The sequence below is a fragment of the Halomonas alimentaria genome (assembly GCF_009902005.1).
GTDB classification, from domain to species: Bacteria; Pseudomonadota; Gammaproteobacteria; order Pseudomonadales; family Halomonadaceae; genus Halomonas; species Halomonas alimentaria.
Genome location: NZ_WUTT01000001.1, coordinates 242,341 through 258,151, shown reverse-complemented (window position 1 = coordinate 258,151; position 15,811 = coordinate 242,341). Strand labels below are relative to the sequence as shown.

The 15,811-nt window shown below is 66.4% G+C and carries 16 protein-coding genes; 6 read left to right on the top strand and 10 right to left on the bottom strand.

Annotated elements, in window-relative coordinates; genetic code table 11:
- The first annotated feature begins 15 nt into the window (after positions 1 to 15).
- The 4 genes from GRB96_RS01235 to tatC all read left to right on the top strand — a co-directional run bounded on the left by GRB96_RS01235 (position 16) and on the right by tatC (position 1,884).
- Positions 16 to 351 (top strand): phosphoribosyl-ATP diphosphatase, encoded by a 336-nt coding sequence (locus GRB96_RS01235; protein ID WP_161430081.1) that lies wholly within the window; start codon positions 16 to 18, stop codon positions 349 to 351.
- Between the two features lie 64 nt (positions 352 to 415).
- Positions 416 to 688: a Sec-independent protein translocase subunit TatA gene (gene tatA / locus GRB96_RS01230; RefSeq protein WP_161430080.1), complete on the top strand. Its 273-nt coding sequence runs from the start codon at positions 416 to 418 to the stop codon at positions 686 to 688.
- Positions 689 to 694: 6 nt separating this feature from the next.
- A complete protein-coding gene (gene tatB, locus GRB96_RS01225; RefSeq protein ID WP_161430079.1) occupies positions 695 to 1,120 on the top strand; it encodes a Sec-independent protein translocase protein TatB in 426 nt (141 codons plus the stop codon).
- A complete protein-coding gene (tatC, locus tag GRB96_RS01220; RefSeq protein WP_161430078.1) occupies positions 1,117 to 1,884 on the top strand; it encodes a twin-arginine translocase subunit TatC in 768 nt (255 codons plus the stop codon). Before tatB ends, tatC begins: the two co-directional genes overlap by 4 nt.
- Positions 1,885 to 2,022: 138 nt before the next feature.
- Here tatC and elbB read toward each other — a convergent pair whose 3' ends face one another.
- The gene (elbB, locus tag GRB96_RS01215; RefSeq protein WP_161430077.1) at positions 2,023 to 2,685 is read right to left on the bottom strand and encodes an isoprenoid biosynthesis glyoxalase ElbB; all 663 of its coding nucleotides are present in this window, start codon (positions 2,683 to 2,685) and stop codon (positions 2,023 to 2,025) included.
- 208 nt (positions 2,686 to 2,893) lie between these two features.
- On the opposite strand from elbB, the gene hemB reads away from it, so the two are divergent.
- Both hemB and ppk1 read left to right on the top strand, forming a co-directional pair.
- Positions 2,894 to 3,898 carry a porphobilinogen synthase gene (hemB, locus tag GRB96_RS01210; protein ID WP_161430076.1) on the top strand — a complete coding sequence of 335 codons (1,005 nt, stop codon included), beginning with the start codon at positions 2,894 to 2,896 and terminating at the stop codon, positions 3,896 to 3,898.
- An 83-nt stretch (positions 3,899 to 3,981) separates the two neighbouring features.
- Complete coding sequence (gene ppk1, locus GRB96_RS01205; RefSeq protein WP_420841779.1) at positions 3,982 to 6,159, top strand: polyphosphate kinase 1; 2,178 nt, start codon at positions 3,982 to 3,984, stop codon at positions 6,157 to 6,159.
- A gap of 195 nt (positions 6,160 to 6,354) precedes the next feature.
- Here ppk1 and GRB96_RS01200 read toward each other — a convergent pair whose 3' ends face one another.
- From GRB96_RS01200 to rho, 9 genes are all read right to left on the bottom strand, one after another.
- Positions 6,355 to 8,469, bottom strand: a complete 2,115-nt coding sequence (locus GRB96_RS01200) for a PhoX family protein (protein WP_161430074.1) — start codon at positions 8,467 to 8,469, stop codon at positions 6,355 to 6,357.
- A 127-nt stretch (positions 8,470 to 8,596) separates the two neighbouring features.
- Positions 8,597 to 9,109 carry a DUF3087 family protein gene (locus GRB96_RS01195; protein WP_161430073.1) on the bottom strand — a complete coding sequence of 171 codons (513 nt, stop codon included), beginning with the start codon at positions 9,107 to 9,109 and terminating at the stop codon, positions 8,597 to 8,599.
- 125 nt (positions 9,110 to 9,234) lie between these two features.
- Complete coding sequence (locus GRB96_RS01190; RefSeq protein WP_161430072.1) at positions 9,235 to 10,299, bottom strand: 3-deoxy-7-phosphoheptulonate synthase; 1,065 nt, start codon at positions 10,297 to 10,299, stop codon at positions 9,235 to 9,237.
- 297 nt (positions 10,300 to 10,596) lie between these two features.
- A complete protein-coding gene (locus GRB96_RS15735) occupies positions 10,597 to 10,725 on the bottom strand; it encodes a hypothetical protein (protein ID WP_276608733.1) in 129 nt (42 codons plus the stop codon).
- Between the two features lie 60 nt (positions 10,726 to 10,785).
- Complete coding sequence (locus GRB96_RS15730; protein WP_023004631.1) at positions 10,786 to 10,914, bottom strand: hypothetical protein; 129 nt, start codon at positions 10,912 to 10,914, stop codon at positions 10,786 to 10,788.
- A 95-nt stretch (positions 10,915 to 11,009) separates the two neighbouring features.
- Positions 11,010 to 11,723: a dihydromonapterin reductase gene (gene folM / locus GRB96_RS01185; protein ID WP_161430071.1), complete on the bottom strand. Its 714-nt coding sequence runs from the start codon at positions 11,721 to 11,723 to the stop codon at positions 11,010 to 11,012.
- Positions 11,720 to 12,499 (bottom strand): NAD(P)H-flavin reductase, encoded by a 780-nt coding sequence (locus GRB96_RS01180; protein WP_161430070.1) that lies wholly within the window; start codon positions 12,497 to 12,499, stop codon positions 11,720 to 11,722. Before GRB96_RS01180 ends, folM begins: the two co-directional genes overlap by 4 nt.
- An 18-nt stretch (positions 12,500 to 12,517) precedes the next feature.
- Positions 12,518 to 14,005 (bottom strand): 4-hydroxy-3-polyprenylbenzoate decarboxylase, encoded by a 1,488-nt coding sequence (ubiD, locus tag GRB96_RS01175; protein ID WP_161430069.1) that lies wholly within the window; start codon positions 14,003 to 14,005, stop codon positions 12,518 to 12,520.
- 269 nt (positions 14,006 to 14,274) lie between these two features.
- Entirely contained in the window at positions 14,275 to 15,534 is a 1,260-nt protein-coding gene (rho, locus tag GRB96_RS01170) for a transcription termination factor Rho (protein ID WP_161430068.1), read from the bottom strand.
- Positions 15,535 to 15,811: the final 277 nt, after the last annotated feature.

Here is a 15,811-nt window from a genome sequence, read left to right as displayed (position 1 = left end):
ATGGAGACGTCATCGATGAGCGATATTCTCGAGCGGCTGCAGGTTGTCCTGGATCAACGCCGCGAGGCCGATCCTTCCGACTCCTACGTCGCCGCCTTGCATCACAAGGGCCTGAACAAGATACTCGAGAAGGTCGGCGAGGAGGCCACCGAGACCCTGCTCGCGGCAAAGGACGCAGAAGGCGGCGGCGATGCCCAACGCCAAGCGTTGATCGCCGAAACGGCCGACCTGTGGTTTCATAGCCTGGTGATGCTGTCGCATCTCGGCCTCGAACATGGAGCGGTGCTCGACGAGCTGGGCCGCCGCTTCGGCATCTCCGGCCACGACGAGAAGGCTGCACGCCAGCCATAGTCCGCTGGACACAACATCACTGGCCGTTCCGGGTGAGCCGGAACCCCAATCAGAGGAAGCGCTAATGTTAGGTGGTATCAGTATCTGGCAGCTGCTGATCGTTCTCGGCATCATCATCCTGATCTTCGGCACCAAGAAGCTGCGCAACGTCGGCACCGATCTGGGTGGCGCCGTGAAGGGCTTCAAGAAGGCGATGAACGAGGACGAGAAGGGCGACAAGGCCGAGGAAGAGGAAACCGAAGCGCAGGCCCAGGCCCGCGTCGACCACAAGGATGAGACCAACACCTACGACGTCCAGGCCGAGCGAAAGCCCGAGGAACAAGAAGAGCGCAAGTAAACCGCCATGTTCGATATCGGCTTTCTCGAACTCCTGCTGCTCGGCGTGGTAGGCCTGCTGGTGCTCGGCCCGGAGCGACTGCCCAAGGCGGCACGCACCCTGGGCCTGTGGATCGGCAAGATCAAGCGAACCGTCTCCGGCATGCAGCGCGAGATCAGCGCACAGCTGGAAGCGGAAGAGCTGCGCCAGAAACTCGACGAGCAGCAGAAGAAGCTGGACGACAGCGTCAACCAGGTGAAGCGCGGCGTCGAGGGTATCGCCGAGCCCGAACGCGGCTCCCGGGATGCGGACAGTCGCCGCCAGGATGCACCGGCGGCGACGCCCGAGCAGCGCCTGGATGACGCCCTGTCACGCGCCCGCGAGGGGGCTGACATCCAGCCTGACACCACGCCCGAGCCCTCCCCCGTCGACAAGGACGCCCCTGAACGATGAGCAACCCCGGTGACGGCCCGGAACAGCACCAGGCCCCGCTGATCGAGCATCTGATCGAACTGCGCTCGCGCCTGCTGCGTGCGGTGGTGGCGGTGCTGGTGATCTTCCTCGGCCTCTACGCCTTCGCCAACGACATCTATACCTTCGTGGCCCAGCCGCTGATGGCGCTGCTGCCGGAAGGTTCGCAAATGATCGCCACCGAGGTGGCGTCGCCCTTCCTGGCGCCCTTCAAGCTGACCCTGGTCACGGCGGTATTCATCGCCGTGCCCTACGTGCTGCACCAGGCCTGGGCCTTCGTGGCCCCCGGGCTGTACGACAACGAGAAGGCGCTGGCCATCCCCATCCTGGCCTCCAGCGTGATGCTGTTCTACGCCGGCGCGGCCTTCGCCTACTACGCGGTCTTCCCGCTGCTGTTCGAGTTCTTCACCCAGACCGGGCCGGAGAACGTGACGGTGATGACCGATATCAACGCCTACCTCAACTTCGTGCTGAAGCTCTTCTTCGCCTTCGGCGTGGCCTTCGAGATCCCTATCGCCACCTTCCTGCTGATCGCCTCCGGCGCCACCACGGTGGAGAGCCTGTCTAAGAAGCGTCCCTATGTGGTACTGGGCTGCTTCGTGGTGGGCATGCTGCTGACGCCGCCGGACGTGATCTCCCAGAGCCTGCTGGCGGTCCCCATGTACCTGCTCTACGAGGTGGGGCTCTTTTTCGGCCGCTTCGCCCGGCGCAAGAAGCAGCAGCGCGAGGCGGAAGACGACTCGTAAGCCCGAAGCTTGAAGCTTGAAGCTTGAAGCCCAACCTGATCGAAAACGCCCCCATAACAGTGCCATGGGGGCGTTCTTCTTGCAGCTTCCAGCCGCGAAGCGGCGCTCTTTCAGCTTCCGGCTTGAGCCGCTTCGCGGCTAGAGGTCCATCAGCTCATCGACCCGGTCGACCAGCTTGAAGATGCCGGTGGCGGCCTCGCTGATGCGGGTGGCGAGCATATAGGCCGGTGTGGTCACCACCCGGTGCTCGAAGTCCACCACGATGTCCTCCACGCCGCAGCTGCGGTGCAGGCCACCCATGGCGCTGATGGCGCCGGAAACGCCGGGATCCTGGCCGATGGTGACGGCAATGCCCGGGCCCAGCAGGCGTGGCACCATCACCGGGCTGATGCACATCATGCCGATGGGCTTGCGGGCCTCGTGAAAGCCTTCCAGTGCCTGCTTGAGCTCGTCGAGCACCGTCATCTCGGCGCCATCCTCGGCGAAGCTGGAGAAGTTCTTGGCGGCGCCGAAGCCGCCGGGCAGGATCACCGCGTCGAAGTCGTCCGCCTCCAGCTCGCCCAGCGGCTGGATCTCGCCACGCGCCAGGCGCGCCGACTCGGTCAGCACGTTGCGCGAATCGCCTTCCGCGACCTCGCCGCTGAGGTGGTCGATGACGTGGTGCTGAGCGATATCCGGTGCGAAGCAGCGATAGCCGAGGCCCAGCTGGTCGAGCCGCAGCAGGGTCAGGGTGGTCTCGTAGATCTCGGAGCCATCGTAGACCCCGCAGCCCGAAAGGATCACCGCCACCTGTTTGCTCATGCCTATCTCCTTGCAGGGTTCGCCTGCCGACGGCAGGACCAGTTATCGAGCTCCACACTCTAGAGCGATCCCTCGAGTGCGACAAGGCGAGACTTTCGGCGCAATGCGACACTGATATACTCGAGGACAGCCGACACCCTGCTGTCACGTCATTGTCATCAAGGGCCGCCAGACTACCATCGGCGGCGCCAGAGCCGGAGAGACGATCTTGAGCTTCACGACCCCACGCCAGTTCCCTGCCACCCGCATGCGGCGCATGCGCCGGGACGCCTTCTCGCGCCGCCTGATGTGCGAGAACGTGCTGACCCCGGCCGACCTGATCTGGCCGGTCTTCGTGCTGGAGGGCGAGGGCCAGCGCGAGGCGGTGCCCTCCATGCCGGGGGTCGAGCGCCTGTCGCTGGACCTCCTGATCGAGGAGGCCCGCGAGGCCGTCGAGCTGGGCATCCCCGCCATTGCACTGTTCCCGGTGGTGGATGCCTCGCTGAAGAGCGAGCTGGCCGAGGAGGCCTACAGCGCCAACGGCCTGGTGCAGCGCAGCGTGCGGGCCCTCAAGGAAGCCCTGCCCGAGCTCGGCATCATCACCGACGTGGCGTTGGATCCCTACACCAGCCACGGCCAGGACGGCATCATCGACGAGCAGGGCTATGTGCAGAATGACCGCACCGTGGAGACCCTGCTCAAGCAGGCGCTCTCCCACGCCGAGGCCGGGGCCGACGTGGTGGCTCCCTCGGACATGATGGATGGCCGCATCGGCGAGATCCGCCGGGTGCTGGAGCAGGAGCAGCTGGTCAATACCCGCATCATGGCCTATAGCGCCAAATATGCTTCGCGCTACTACGGTCCCTTCCGTGACGCGGTGGGCTCCGCCGCCAATCTGGGCAAGGCGGACAAGAGCACCTACCAGATGGACCCGGCCAACGGCGACGAGGCGCTGCATGAGGTGGCCATGGACCTGGCCGAGGGCGCCGACATGGTGATGATCAAGCCGGGCATGCCCTATCTGGACGTGGTACGCCGGGTCAAGGACGAGCTCAAGGCTCCGACCTACGCCTACCAGGTCAGCGGCGAGTACGCCATGCACATGGCGGCCTTCGAGAACGGCTGGCTGGATGCCGATGGCGTGATCCTCGAATCACTGCTGTGCTTCAAGCGTGCCGGCGCCGACGGCGTACTGACCTATTTCGCCAAGCGGGCAGCACGGCTGCTCACCTAGTAAAGGAGGGGACTGCGCGCCCTTCCTGGAAACGCGGAGAGAACTCCATGGAAGACCGCAGTCCCGAAAACGTCCCCGCCGTGATGCAGCAACTGAGTGGCCCGATCGGTGAGGAGAGCGGGGTCGATATCCCGACCCCGCGCCTCAACCAGACCCGCGCCGGCATCAAGCCCAAGGCCAAGCCCCAGGCCGACGCGGACCTGAGCGACCCCTCCCTCTACTTCAACCGCGAACTCTCCCACCTGCAGTTCAATATCCGGGTACTCGAGCAGGCCCTGGACGAGTCGCACCCGCTGCTCAACCGGCTGATGTTCCTGCTGATCTTCTCGTCGAACCTGGACGAGTTCTTCGAGATCCGGGTCGCCGGGCTCAAGCACCAGCTGGCCCTGGGCGACGCCAGCACCGGGGCCGACGGCCGCTCGCCACGGGCGGTGCTCAGCGAGATCTCGACGATCGCCCATGAACAGATCGAACGCCAGTACCAGATCCTCAACGAGGTGCTGCTGCCGGCGCTGCTGGAGAAGAAGCTGCGTTTCCGGCGCCGCAGCGACTGGACCAAGGCCCAGCGCGCCTGGGTTCGCGACTACTTCGAGGGGGAGATCATGCCGGTGATCAGCCCAATCGGGCTGGACCCCTCCCACCCCTTTCCGCGGCTGGTCAACAAGAGCCTCAACTTCATCGTCAAACTCGAGGGCAAGGACGCCTTCGGCCGTGAAGGGGGCCTGGCGATCCTGCCGGCACCACGCTCGCTGCCCCGGGTGATCAAGATGCCGCCGGAACTCTGCGACGAGGGCTTCAAGGAGGCCGTGTTCCTCTCCTCGATGATCCATGCCCACGCCGAGGAGCTGTTCCCGGGCATGACGGTGCGCGGCTGCTACCAGTTCCGCCTGACCCGCAACGCCGACATGTCGGTGGACCCCGAGGAGGTCTCGGACCTGGCCTCGGCGCTGCGCGGCGAGCTGCTGGCGCGCCGCTACGGCAGCGGCGTGCGCCTGGAGGTGGTCGATACCTGCCCGGAGGAGCTCGCCACCTTTCTGCTCAAGCAGTTCGAGCTGGAGGAGGAGGACCTCTACCGGGTCAACGGCCCGGTGAACCTGACCCGCATGATGTCCCTGATCGGTGACGTCGACCTGCCCGACATGTTCTACCGCCCCTTCACCCCCGGCTTTCCCAAGAACCTCGGCAAGGGGAGCAGCCTGTTCGACACCATCGCCGCTGGCGATGTGCTGCTGCATCACCCCTTCCAGTCCTTCGCGCCGGTCGAGGACCTGCTCTCGGAAGCCGCCCGGGATCCGGGCGTGCTGGCCATCAAGCAGACCCTCTACCGCACCGGAGCCGATTCGCCCATCGTCAATTCGCTGGTGGAGGCTGCGCGAGGCGGCAAGGAGGTCACGGTGGTGATCGAGCTGCGTGCGCGCTTCGACGAGGCCGACAACCTGTCGCTGGCCTCGCGGCTGCAGGAAGCCGGCGCCATCGTCATCTACGGCGTGATGGCCTACAAGACCCACGCCAAGATGATGCATATCGTCCGCCGCGAGAAGGACAAGCTGCGCCACTATGCGCATCTCGGCACCGGCAATTACCATTCCAAGACTGCCCGGCTCTATACCGACTACAGCCTGCTCACCGCCAACCCCACCCTCTGCGAGGACGTTCACCAGGTCTTCCAGCAACTCTCCGGCATGGGCCGGGCCCGGCGCATCGAGACGCTGCTGCATGCCCCCTTCACCCTGCACGAAGGGCTGGTGGCGATGATCGAGCGCGAGGCGGTGGAGGCTCGCAAGGGCAAGCGCGCCCACCTGATCGTCAAGTGCAACTCGCTGACCGAGCCGAAGCTGATCCAGGCGCTCTACCGTGCCTCCCAGGCCGGCGTGGAGTGCGACCTGATCATCCGCGGCCAGTGCTGCCTGCGTCCCGGGGTCCCCGGGGTATCGGAGAATATCCGGGTGCGCTCGATCGTGGGCCGCTTCCTGGAGCACACCCGGGTCTTCTACTTCCACAATGGCGGCAAGCCGGAGGTGTGGGCCTCCAGTGCCGACTTCATGACCCGCAACATGTTCCACCGCGTGGAGACCTGCTTCCCGCTGCTCGACAAGAAGCTGGCGGCACGAGTGCGCAAGGACCTGGAGACCTACCTGGTGGACAACTGTCAGAGCTGGCTGCTGCAGCCCGACGGCAGCTACCTCAAGCAGCAGCCCGGCGACGCCGCACCGATCAGCGCCCAGGAGACACTGCTCTACGCCTACGCCGCCAAGGCCTGACCGAGCGCCGGGCTATGCCCGGCGCTCGAAGCTCGAAGCTCGAAGCTCGAAGCTCGAAGCTCGAAGCTCGAAGCTCGAAGCTCGAAGCTCGAAGCTCGAAGACAGCATGAACGCAACCGCCCCGGCAGCCAGGCTGCCGGGGCGGTTTTTCTTACAGCTTAAGGCTTACGGCTTACAGCTCCCGGCGAAGCCGGGTCAGACGGCGATCGGGCCGCCATCCTGCCTCTGGATTACCACGGTAGAGGCCCTCGGGCGAACACTGCCCTGAGTCTCCCGCGTGGCATCCTCGGAGGCCGGCCAGTTGCCCGGATGCTGGATGTTGATGAACAGTGCGGTCTTGTCCGGGGTGGCGAAGATCCCGGTGACCTCACAGCCATTGGGCCCCACGGCGAAGCGCTTGAGGTGCTGCTGGTTCTCGGGCGTGACCACGCCGCCCTCCAGGGCACCCGGCACCACCGCCAGCAGCTGGTCGTTGGTATGCTCGGCAACTCCTTCATAGCCGTTGTCGGTCTGGATCCACAGGATGCCCTGGCCATCGCCACGATCGTCAAACCACAGGCCATCGGGGCTGGCGAACTGATTGGCCTCGGTCAGGCCCGAGCGGTTGTCGCCGTCGGTGGCGGCGGCGCCGAACACGAAGACCTCCCAGGCGAAACGCATTTCATCGCTGCCTTCACGCCAGCGGATGATATGCCCGGCGCCGTTGTCGGGGCGTGGGTTGGCTTCGTTGATTGGTGCGGTGGCAAAGCCCACTCCGAGCTCATCGATGGCGCCCCCCTCGTTGGTATAGGTCGCCTCGCTGCCCGCCTCGGTGCGTTTGCTGTTGTTGGTCAGGGTGATATAGACATCGCCGGAGGCGGGGTCGACGCTGGCCCACTCGGGGCGGTCCATGGGCGTGGCACCCATCAGATCGGCAGCGTCGCAGGTGTTGATGATGATGCCCGCCTGGTCGTCGGCAGCCAGCCCCAGGGCCTGGTGGAGACGACGGCCATCGGTGGTCCGTGCCTGCGGGGTCAGGGGCAGCCACTCACCGCTGCCATCGGCATCGAAGCGCGCCACGTAGAGGGTACCCTCGTCCAGATACTTGGCGCCGATCGCCAGACGATCGAAGTTGGCACCGGGGCGGTTGGCATCGGCCGGATCCCAGGCGGCAGCGGAGACGAACTTGTAGATATACTCGTTGCGCGCGTCGTGGCCGGAGTAGAAGACCACCGGCTTGCCGGGCTCGAGCTTGCCCAGCCAGCAGCCCTCGTGGCGGAAGCGACCCAGGGCGGTACGCTTCACGGCACGGCGGCTGCCATCGTAGGGGTCGATCTCCACCTGGTAGCCGAAGGTGCGGGCTTCGTTGCGGTAGTCCTGGCCAGCGTCGGCACCGCGCGGCGTGATATCGAAGCGCGCAAACTCGTCGTTCTGCTCGGAAGGGTCGCCTGCTGAGGTCTCCCAGCCGTAACGGCCACGCTCGGTGGGAATGCCGATGCGAGCGTCGTCGGCGAAACGCTCGCCGGTGTTGACGAAGATGTTGGGCCAGTTCTCTTCGCAGGCCAGGTAGGTGCCCCAGGGGGTGAAGCCGTTGCCGCAGTTGTTGTTGGTACCGCGGGTGAGGAGTCCCTCCGGCGAGAACTTGGTCCTCACGTAGTCGCTGCCGGCGACCGGGCCAGCCAGCTCCATCTCGGTCGCGCTGGTGAAGCGGCGGTTGTAGGGCGAATCCTGCACATGGCTCCAGCGACCATCGTCGCCCCGCTTCACCTCCACCAGGGTCACGCCGTGGGCGTTAATCTCAGTGCGCGACTCCTCGGCGGGGCGAGCCCCCTCCTCGGCATTGGTGGGACCGCCCTGGGGCGCCCACAGCGCCTGCTGGTCGATGTACTCGTTGTTGAGCGCCAGCACGAAGCGCCGCGAGGCGCTCTCCTCGTCCAGCGGAAAGCCGTGCATGCCATCGTGATGCATGCCCACGCTCTGCGCTTGACGCTCGGCAGTCATGGCGAGATCACCGCTCCAATCCGTTGCCTCGCCCGCGAGCGGCGTGCCCCAGGGCACCAGCACCTGGGCGGTGTACCCTTCAGGCACCACCACGGCGTCGGTGCGCGAACCGGCGATCGACTCGAAGGCCAGGCTCAGCGGCGTCTTCTTCTGGTTAGTGCTCGCTGCCAACGCCTGGGCGGCGCCACCGAAGCCCAGCATCGAGGCGGCAGCCAGACCCAGGCCACCGCGCATCACGCTACGCCGCGAGACATGGCGCTCGAGTACGGAGGCAAAGGGTTCATTGGTGCCCGGGTTAAGGACGCGATGATCCTCGATTTCCTTGCTCATGGGAGACTCCTCGTCGGATGGGGGGAGGCGTGAAGACGCCTCCAGGACGAGGACAGGCTAGTTAAGCAAGGTGACAGGGCGATGAAACGCCCGCCCAAGGGGATTGCGCGAGGCGGTTGGACAGGACTCAGCCCCTGCGGAAGGCCGCCAGGTCGTGGGGGTCCAGGCCATCGACGCGCTCGGGCAGGCCTTGTTCGCGGCGGGCCACCCGCACTACCTCGCGCTCGGCAAGCAGCTCGGCGTCGTCATCCAGGGTGCGCCCGTTGAGTTCGGCGAGCTGGGCCATGCCCTGGTGGTAGAAGGCCAGCAGGTCCAGGGCGGTAGCGTTGTCCTCCGCCATGCCACGGCGCAGCGCCGGCAGGTAGCCGCTGACCCGGGAGAGGTGGTGCTTGAGCTGCCAGGCGTAACGCACCTCGGCCATCCAGGGACGCTCACGCAGGGCTGCAAACACCAGGCTGGTTGCCACCAGCCCCAGCACCACGCCCAGCACGTTGAGCCAGAAGCCGCCGTCGAAGGCGGCCTGCAGCAGTTGCACGAACACCAACCCGAAGATGATCAGCTGGCCTGCCATGGCCAGGCTGATCAGCCGCCCCTTGCGGCGGTAGGACTCGGGATCGTGCTCCTCGAACTGGAACGGCATGACGGGCTCCTGGGTGGCGAATCGGCAATCGTCGGCATTATCCCGACAACACCATGCTGGGTACAGACCCAGGTGCCACCATGCCGCCACCACCAGCGTGAGAGGCGCCGGATCAGCCTCGCGTATTACCTCAACCGCTCGGCGGCGGAGAGCAGCAGGTGTTCGGTGGTCTCCCAGCCGATGCAGGCGTCGGTGACCGAGACCCCGTGGCGCAGCCGCCCCGGCTCCAGCGCCTGCTTGCCCTCGTGGAGGTGACTCTCCAGCATCAGCCCGGCGATCGCCCTCTCGCCGGCCTGTCGCTGGGCCAGCACGTCGAGCAGCACCTCACTCTGGCGGCGGTGATCCTTGCGGGCGTTGGCGTGGCTGCAGTCGACCATCAGCCGCGGCGAGAGGTCGGCCTCCTCCAGGGCGCGACGTGCCGCCTGGACGTGGTGCGCCTGGTAGTTGGGCTCGCCGTGACCGCCGCGCAGCACCAGCTGGGTATGGGGATTGCCGGCGGTATCACGGATCACCGGCCGTCCCTCGGAATCCATGCCGAAATGGCTGTGGGGGTGGGCGGCGGCGCGCATGGCATCCAGGGCCACGCCGATATCACCGCCGGTCGCGTTCTTGAAGCCCACCGCCGCCGCGAGACCGCTGGCCAGTTCACGGTGCAGCTGGGACTCGGTAGTACGGGCACCGATCGCCACCCAGGAGAGCAGGTCCTCGAGATAGGGGGCCAGCATCGGCTGCAGCAACTCGGTGGCCACCGGCAATCCCAGCGCGGCCACATCGCGCATCAGCCGTCTCGAGACCTCGAGGCCGCGGGCCATGTCGCCGCTGCCGTCCAGGTCGGGGTCGTAGGCCAACCCCTTCCAGCCCACGGTGGTGCGGGGCTTCTCCACATAGACACGCATCACCGGCAGCAGGCGGTCCTCCACCCGTGCGGCCAGCTCCGCCAGCCGGTGGGCATACTCCAGCGCCGCCTGGGGGTCGTGGATGGAACAGGGACCGACCACCACCAGCAGGCGATCATCGCGGCCGGCGAGGATATCGTGGACGGCGTGGCGCTGGTTCTCGAGGCGACGCGACAGGTCGGCGGAGAGCGGCAGCTCGCGGGTCAGCTCCCCCGGGGAGGGCAGCGCTCGAGCGGGGTTGGCGGCGGGTCGCTGGGATTCGTTCAGGTTCACGGCGGCAAGCGTAGCGTTCATGGTGTCATCAACTCCGGGTAGCGGTCATACATCGTGTCTGTCGGGTGCCACCGATCTCGCTACGGTCGGACGTGGCGGAGTGGACCGACCGCAGCTCGCTAAATCGCCAGTAGCCGTAATAGCCCACACAGTCCCGGGTCTGGCGGATGGCGATGGATGCGGTCATGGTCTCTCTCCTCGAAGTCGGTTGTGGTGTGGGGGCCGTGAAACGCAGAACCCCCGGGCGGGGCTGCCGTCCGGGGGTTCTGGTGGAGGCGGCCCTGGTGGGTGTGCCTCCGGCGATGTCGCGTCTTGCGCTCAGGACATGGCCGCCGGCACACCGGTCATAAAATAGCCATACCAGAAGCCGCACGCGGCCACGCACGCCGATTCCGCACGGCCGCACGCGGCGTGATGACGGAATGGGTGGGTGGCGGATGCGATCATCGGTTTCTCCTGAGCAGTCGCTTCATCCTGCCGCATAGCGGCAAGGCTGGCAAGGCCAACTCAGCCGGCAAACAGCTGGTACCAGCCGATGGTGGCCGGCAGGCAGCTCATGGCCACCAGCACGATCAGGCCCATGATGATGGACAGCAGGCCGCTGCTGTCACGGAAGTTCTCGTCGTGTCCCGCCATGTGTCACTCCTTCGATTGCGTCAGGGTTGGGGTCTGGGGTGGCCACCATTCTAGCGAAGTCCACGCGCCTCGGCACGACACCGAAAGTCGCAGGTTCAGCGCAGATGGCGGCCGCCGTCCACGGGTAGCGTCGCACCGGTGACATAACGGTTGTCGAGCAGGTAGCGCAGCGTCTGGTAGATCACTCCGGGGCCGGGCACCTTCTGCATCACCGACTTGGCCCGGGCCTTCTCGGCGTAGGTCTCGTCATCGCCCTCGCCCAACATGATCAGCGCCGGGGCGATGGCGTTGACCTGGATGTCGGGCGCGTACATGGCGGCGAACGACAGCGTCAGATTATCGAGCCCGGCCTTGCTGGCGGCGTAGGCGGCGTGCTTCCTGGAGCCCTTCTGCACCACGTAGTCGGTCATGTGCACGATATCGCGCTGGGGCTCACTGCACGCCTCGAGCAGTTCGCGGGCATGCAGGTTGATCAGGTAGGGCGCCAGCATATGGATACGGAAGAGCCGCTCGAAGGTGGCCCCCGCCTCGGGTCCGGTAGAGTCCGGCGCCCAGTCGCTGGCGTTGTGCACGATGGCCCGCAGCGAGCGCGTCTCGGCCCTGAGACGCACCAGGAAGTCGAGGATGCCCGCCTCGCTGGCAAAGTCCGCCTGCAGGGTGACGATGCCACGCTCGCGCAGCTCTTCGAGCTCCGGCCGCTCACGCCGGTAGCTGATGATCACCGGATGGCCGTCGTTGACCAGCTGCTCCGCGCAGTGACGCCCCAGGCGCTGGGCACCACCGGTGATCAGGATCGGCGAGGCACTCATGCGTCGGCCTCACGCCGCAGGCTGCCGGCTGTGGGCACGATGGGATCCCGCGGCGCATAGGCGAAGACATCGGAGAAGACCCGCGAGGGCGCAAGGCCCAGCGAGGCGAGCACGTCCACGCAGGCGTAGACCATGCCCGGCGAGCCGGAGAGATAGACGTCATGGCCGGAGACGTCATCGAGCCCCGCGGCCAGGGCCTGGTCGATGCGTCCGCGATGGCCCACCACCCGTTCGCCGGCCCAGGGCAGCTCCGGGGCCACCTCGGTGACCGGATGGAAGGTGAAGCCGGCATGCGCCTCGGCCCACTCCCGGGGCAGGCGCTCCAAGTAGAGGTCACGCTCCTCCCGCGCGGCCCACCACAGGGCGATCTCGCGCCCGGGGTTGGCGGCCAGTGCCCCCTCCACGAGCGCCTTCATCTGGGCGAAGCCAGTGCCGGCGGCAATCAGCAGCAGCGGGCGCGAGCTGTCGGGGTCGAGCACGCAGTCGCCACCGGGCAGGCGCAGGGTCAGGCGGTTGGCGACCTTGACCATCTCGCGCAGTCGAGCGGAGTTGTCGCGCTCCGGCCAGTGCTGGATATGCAGTTCGATCTCGCCGTCACCGCGCCAGGCATTGGCGATGGAGAACGGCACCCAGATTCCCTCGTCGAGCTTGAGCTCCAGGTACTGGCCGGGGTCGTGGGCGGCCGCCTCGGCGCGCCCGTCGAGCCGGACGCGGAAGACGTCCGGGCTGAGGTCCTCGACCTCGGTGACCGGGCAGGTCAGGATCCTTGGCGTCATGAGTGCCTCTTACACTTGTCAGGGGGTCGTTTTGTCGGGGAGGTCGATGCCCAGTTCGTGCCAGCGCTCGCTGACACGGGCCTTGACGGCCTCGTCCATGACGATGGGCACGCCCCACTCGCGGTCGGTCTCGCCGGGCCACTTGCTGGTGGCATCCAGGCCCATCTTGGAGCCCAGGCCGGAGACCGGCGAGGCGAAATCCAGGTAGTCGATGGGCGTATTCTCCACCATCACGGTGTCCCGGGCCGGGTCCATGCGCGTGGTGATGGCCCAGATCACATCCTTCCAGTCGCGGGCGTCGACGTCATCGTCGAGCACCACCACGAACTTGGTGTACATGAACTGGCGCAGGAAGCTCCATACGCCCATCATCACGCGCTTGGCGTGGCCGGGGTACTGCTTCTTCATGGTCACCACCGCCATGCGGTAGGAGCAGCCCTCCGGCGGCAGGTAGAAGTCGACGATCTCGGGGAACTGGCGGCGCAGGATCGGCACGAACACCTCGTTGAGCGCCAGACCCAGGATCGCCGGCTCATCGGGCGGGCGGCCGGTATAGGTGGAGTGGTAGATGGCATTCTCGCGCATGGTCATGCGCGTCACCGTGAACACCGGGAAGTGGTCGACCTCGTTGTAGTAGCCGGTGTGGTCGCCGTAGGGTCCCTCCGGCGCCATGTCATCCGGGTAGATGAAGCCCTCCAGGATGATCTCGGCGGACGCCGGCACCTCGAGGTCGGCATGGCCGCACTTGACCAGCTCGGTGCGCGAGCCACGCAGTAGTCCGGCGAAGGCGTACTCGGAGAGCGAGTCGGGCACCGGGGTCACCGCACCGAGGATGGTGGCCGGGTCGGCACCCAGCGCCACCGCCACCGGGAAGGGCTCGCCGGGGTGGGCCTGCTGGAACTCCTGGAAGTCCAGCGCCCCACCGCGGTGGGAGAGCCAGCGCATGATCAGGCGATTCTTCCCGAGCTTCTGCTGGCGATAGATGCCGAGGTTCTGGCGCTTCTTGTGGGGCCCGCGGGTAATCACCAGCGGCCAGGTGACCAGCGGCGCGGCATCACCGGGCCAGCAGTGCTGGATCGGCAGGCGATCGAGGTCGACCTCGTCGCCCTCATAGACCAGCGCCTGCACCGGGGCCGAGCGTACCGTCTTCGGCCCCATGCTCATCACCTGCTTGAAGATCGGCAGCTTGTCCCAGGCATCGCGGAAGCCCTTGGGCGGCTCGGGCTCCTTGAGGAAGGCGAGCAGCTCGCCCACCTCGCGCAGCGCGGCCACGGAGTCCTGGCCCATGCCCATGGCCACCCGCTTCGGCGTGCCGAAGAGGTTGCCGAGCAGCGGCATGGCGTGGCCCTTGACGTTCTCGAACAGCAGCGCCGGCCCGCCGGCCCGCAGGGTGCGATCGCAGATCTCGGTGATCTCGAGGTAGGGGTCGACCTCGGCGGTGATGCGCTTGAGCTCGCCCTGGGCCTCCAGGGCGGCGATGAAGTCGCGCAGGTCCTTGTACTTCATTCGGATGTCCCGGTTCCAGAATGACGAAAGGGGCAGCATAGCACGCCGCCCCTTCCTTTCTCGTCCGACCACGTGGCCGTTTCAGTCCGCGGCTTTTCCGGCGACAGGCCTTCGAGGAGGCGCTGTGAACCCCTCCCTGGGCGCTACCGATGCCATCCCTGGCATAGGACCTCCTCTACGACCTGTCCCCGGCGCCGCTCACATCGGCCTGGTATTTCTATGCCCAGGCGGTGAGAACTGGCCGTATCGTCGAGCGCAGCAGGCCAGAATCAACGCCGTTTCATGGCCTCGAAGAACTCGATGTTGGTCTTGGTATCCTTGAGGCGGTCGATCAGGAACTCGGTGGCCGCGGTATCCTCCATGGGGTTGAGCAGCTTGCGCAGGATCCACATGCGCTGCATCTCGTCCTCGGAGGCGAGCAGGTCCTCCCGGCGGGTGCCGGAACGGCGGATGTTGATCGCCGGGTAGACGCGACGCTCGGCCAGCTTGCGGTCCAGGTGCGCCTCCATGTTGCCGGTGCCCTTGAACTCCTCGAAGATCACCTCGTCCATCTTGGAGCCGGTGTCGACCAGCGCCGTGGCGATGATGGTCAGGCTGCCGCCCTCCTCGATGTTGCGCGCCGCACCGAAGAAACGCTTGGGCTTCTCCAGGGCATGGGCGTCGACACCACCGGTGAGCACCTTGCCGGAGCTCGGCACCACGGTGTTGTAGGCGCGCGCCAGGCGGGTGATGGAGTCGAGCAGGATCACCACGTCCTTCTTGTGCTCGACCAGCCGCTTGGCCTTCTCGATCACCATCTCGGCGACCTGCACGTGACGCGCCGGTGGCTCGTCGAAGGTCGAGGCCACCACCTCGCCGCGCACCGTGCGTGACATCTCGGTCACCTCCTCCGGGCGCTCGTCGATCAGCAGCACGATCAGGTGGCACTCGGGATTGTTACGGGTGATCGAGGTGGCGATGTTCTGCAGCATCAGGGTCTTGCCCGCCTTGGGCGGGGAGACCAACAGGCCACGCTGGCCCTTGCCGATGGGCGCCACCAGGTCGATGATCCGCGCCGTGAGGTCCTCGGTGGAGCCGTTGCCGATCTCCATGCGCAGCCGCTCCTCGGGGAACAGCGGCGTAAGGTTCTCGAACAGGATCTTGTGCTTGGCGTTCTCCGGCCGATCGAAGTTGATCTCGCTGACCTTGAGCAGGGCGAAGTAGCGCTCCCCCTCCTTGGGCGGGCGGATCTTGCCGGAGATGGAGTCACCCTTGCGCAGGTTGAAGCGGCGGATCTGCGACGGCGAGACATAGATGTCGTCGGGCCCGGCCAGGTAGGAGCTGTCGGCACTGCGCAGGAAGCCGAAACCGTCCTGCAGGATCTCCAGCACGCCATCGCCGAAGATTGGCTCGCCGCTCTTGGCGTGCTTCTTGAGGATGGCGAAGATGATGTCCTGCTTGCGGGAACGTGCCAGGTTGTCGATGCCCATCTCGCGGGCCATCTCCAGCAGTTCCGGCACGGGCTTTTGCTTGAGTTCGGTAAGATTCATCGGTGTGTTCAGACGTTGCTCTTGGTAAGCCGGGCGGCGAAGCGCCGTGAGGAAAAGCGACAGGAGGCGAGACGAAGACGCCCTGTGGGTGCGTTCAGAGCCCGGACAGGCCACCTCTGGTCGTGATGCATCGAATGGCCATGGGCGGGAGACCGCGCGGGGATTGCCGGGCCACCGGGCCTATATCGAAAGCGAAAGCGAGGAAGCAGGTTCGTTTCGCCTGATCAGCGGTTCGGAGCCGCAAGGCCGGGAACGCGGACTGATGCAGTGGGCTGTC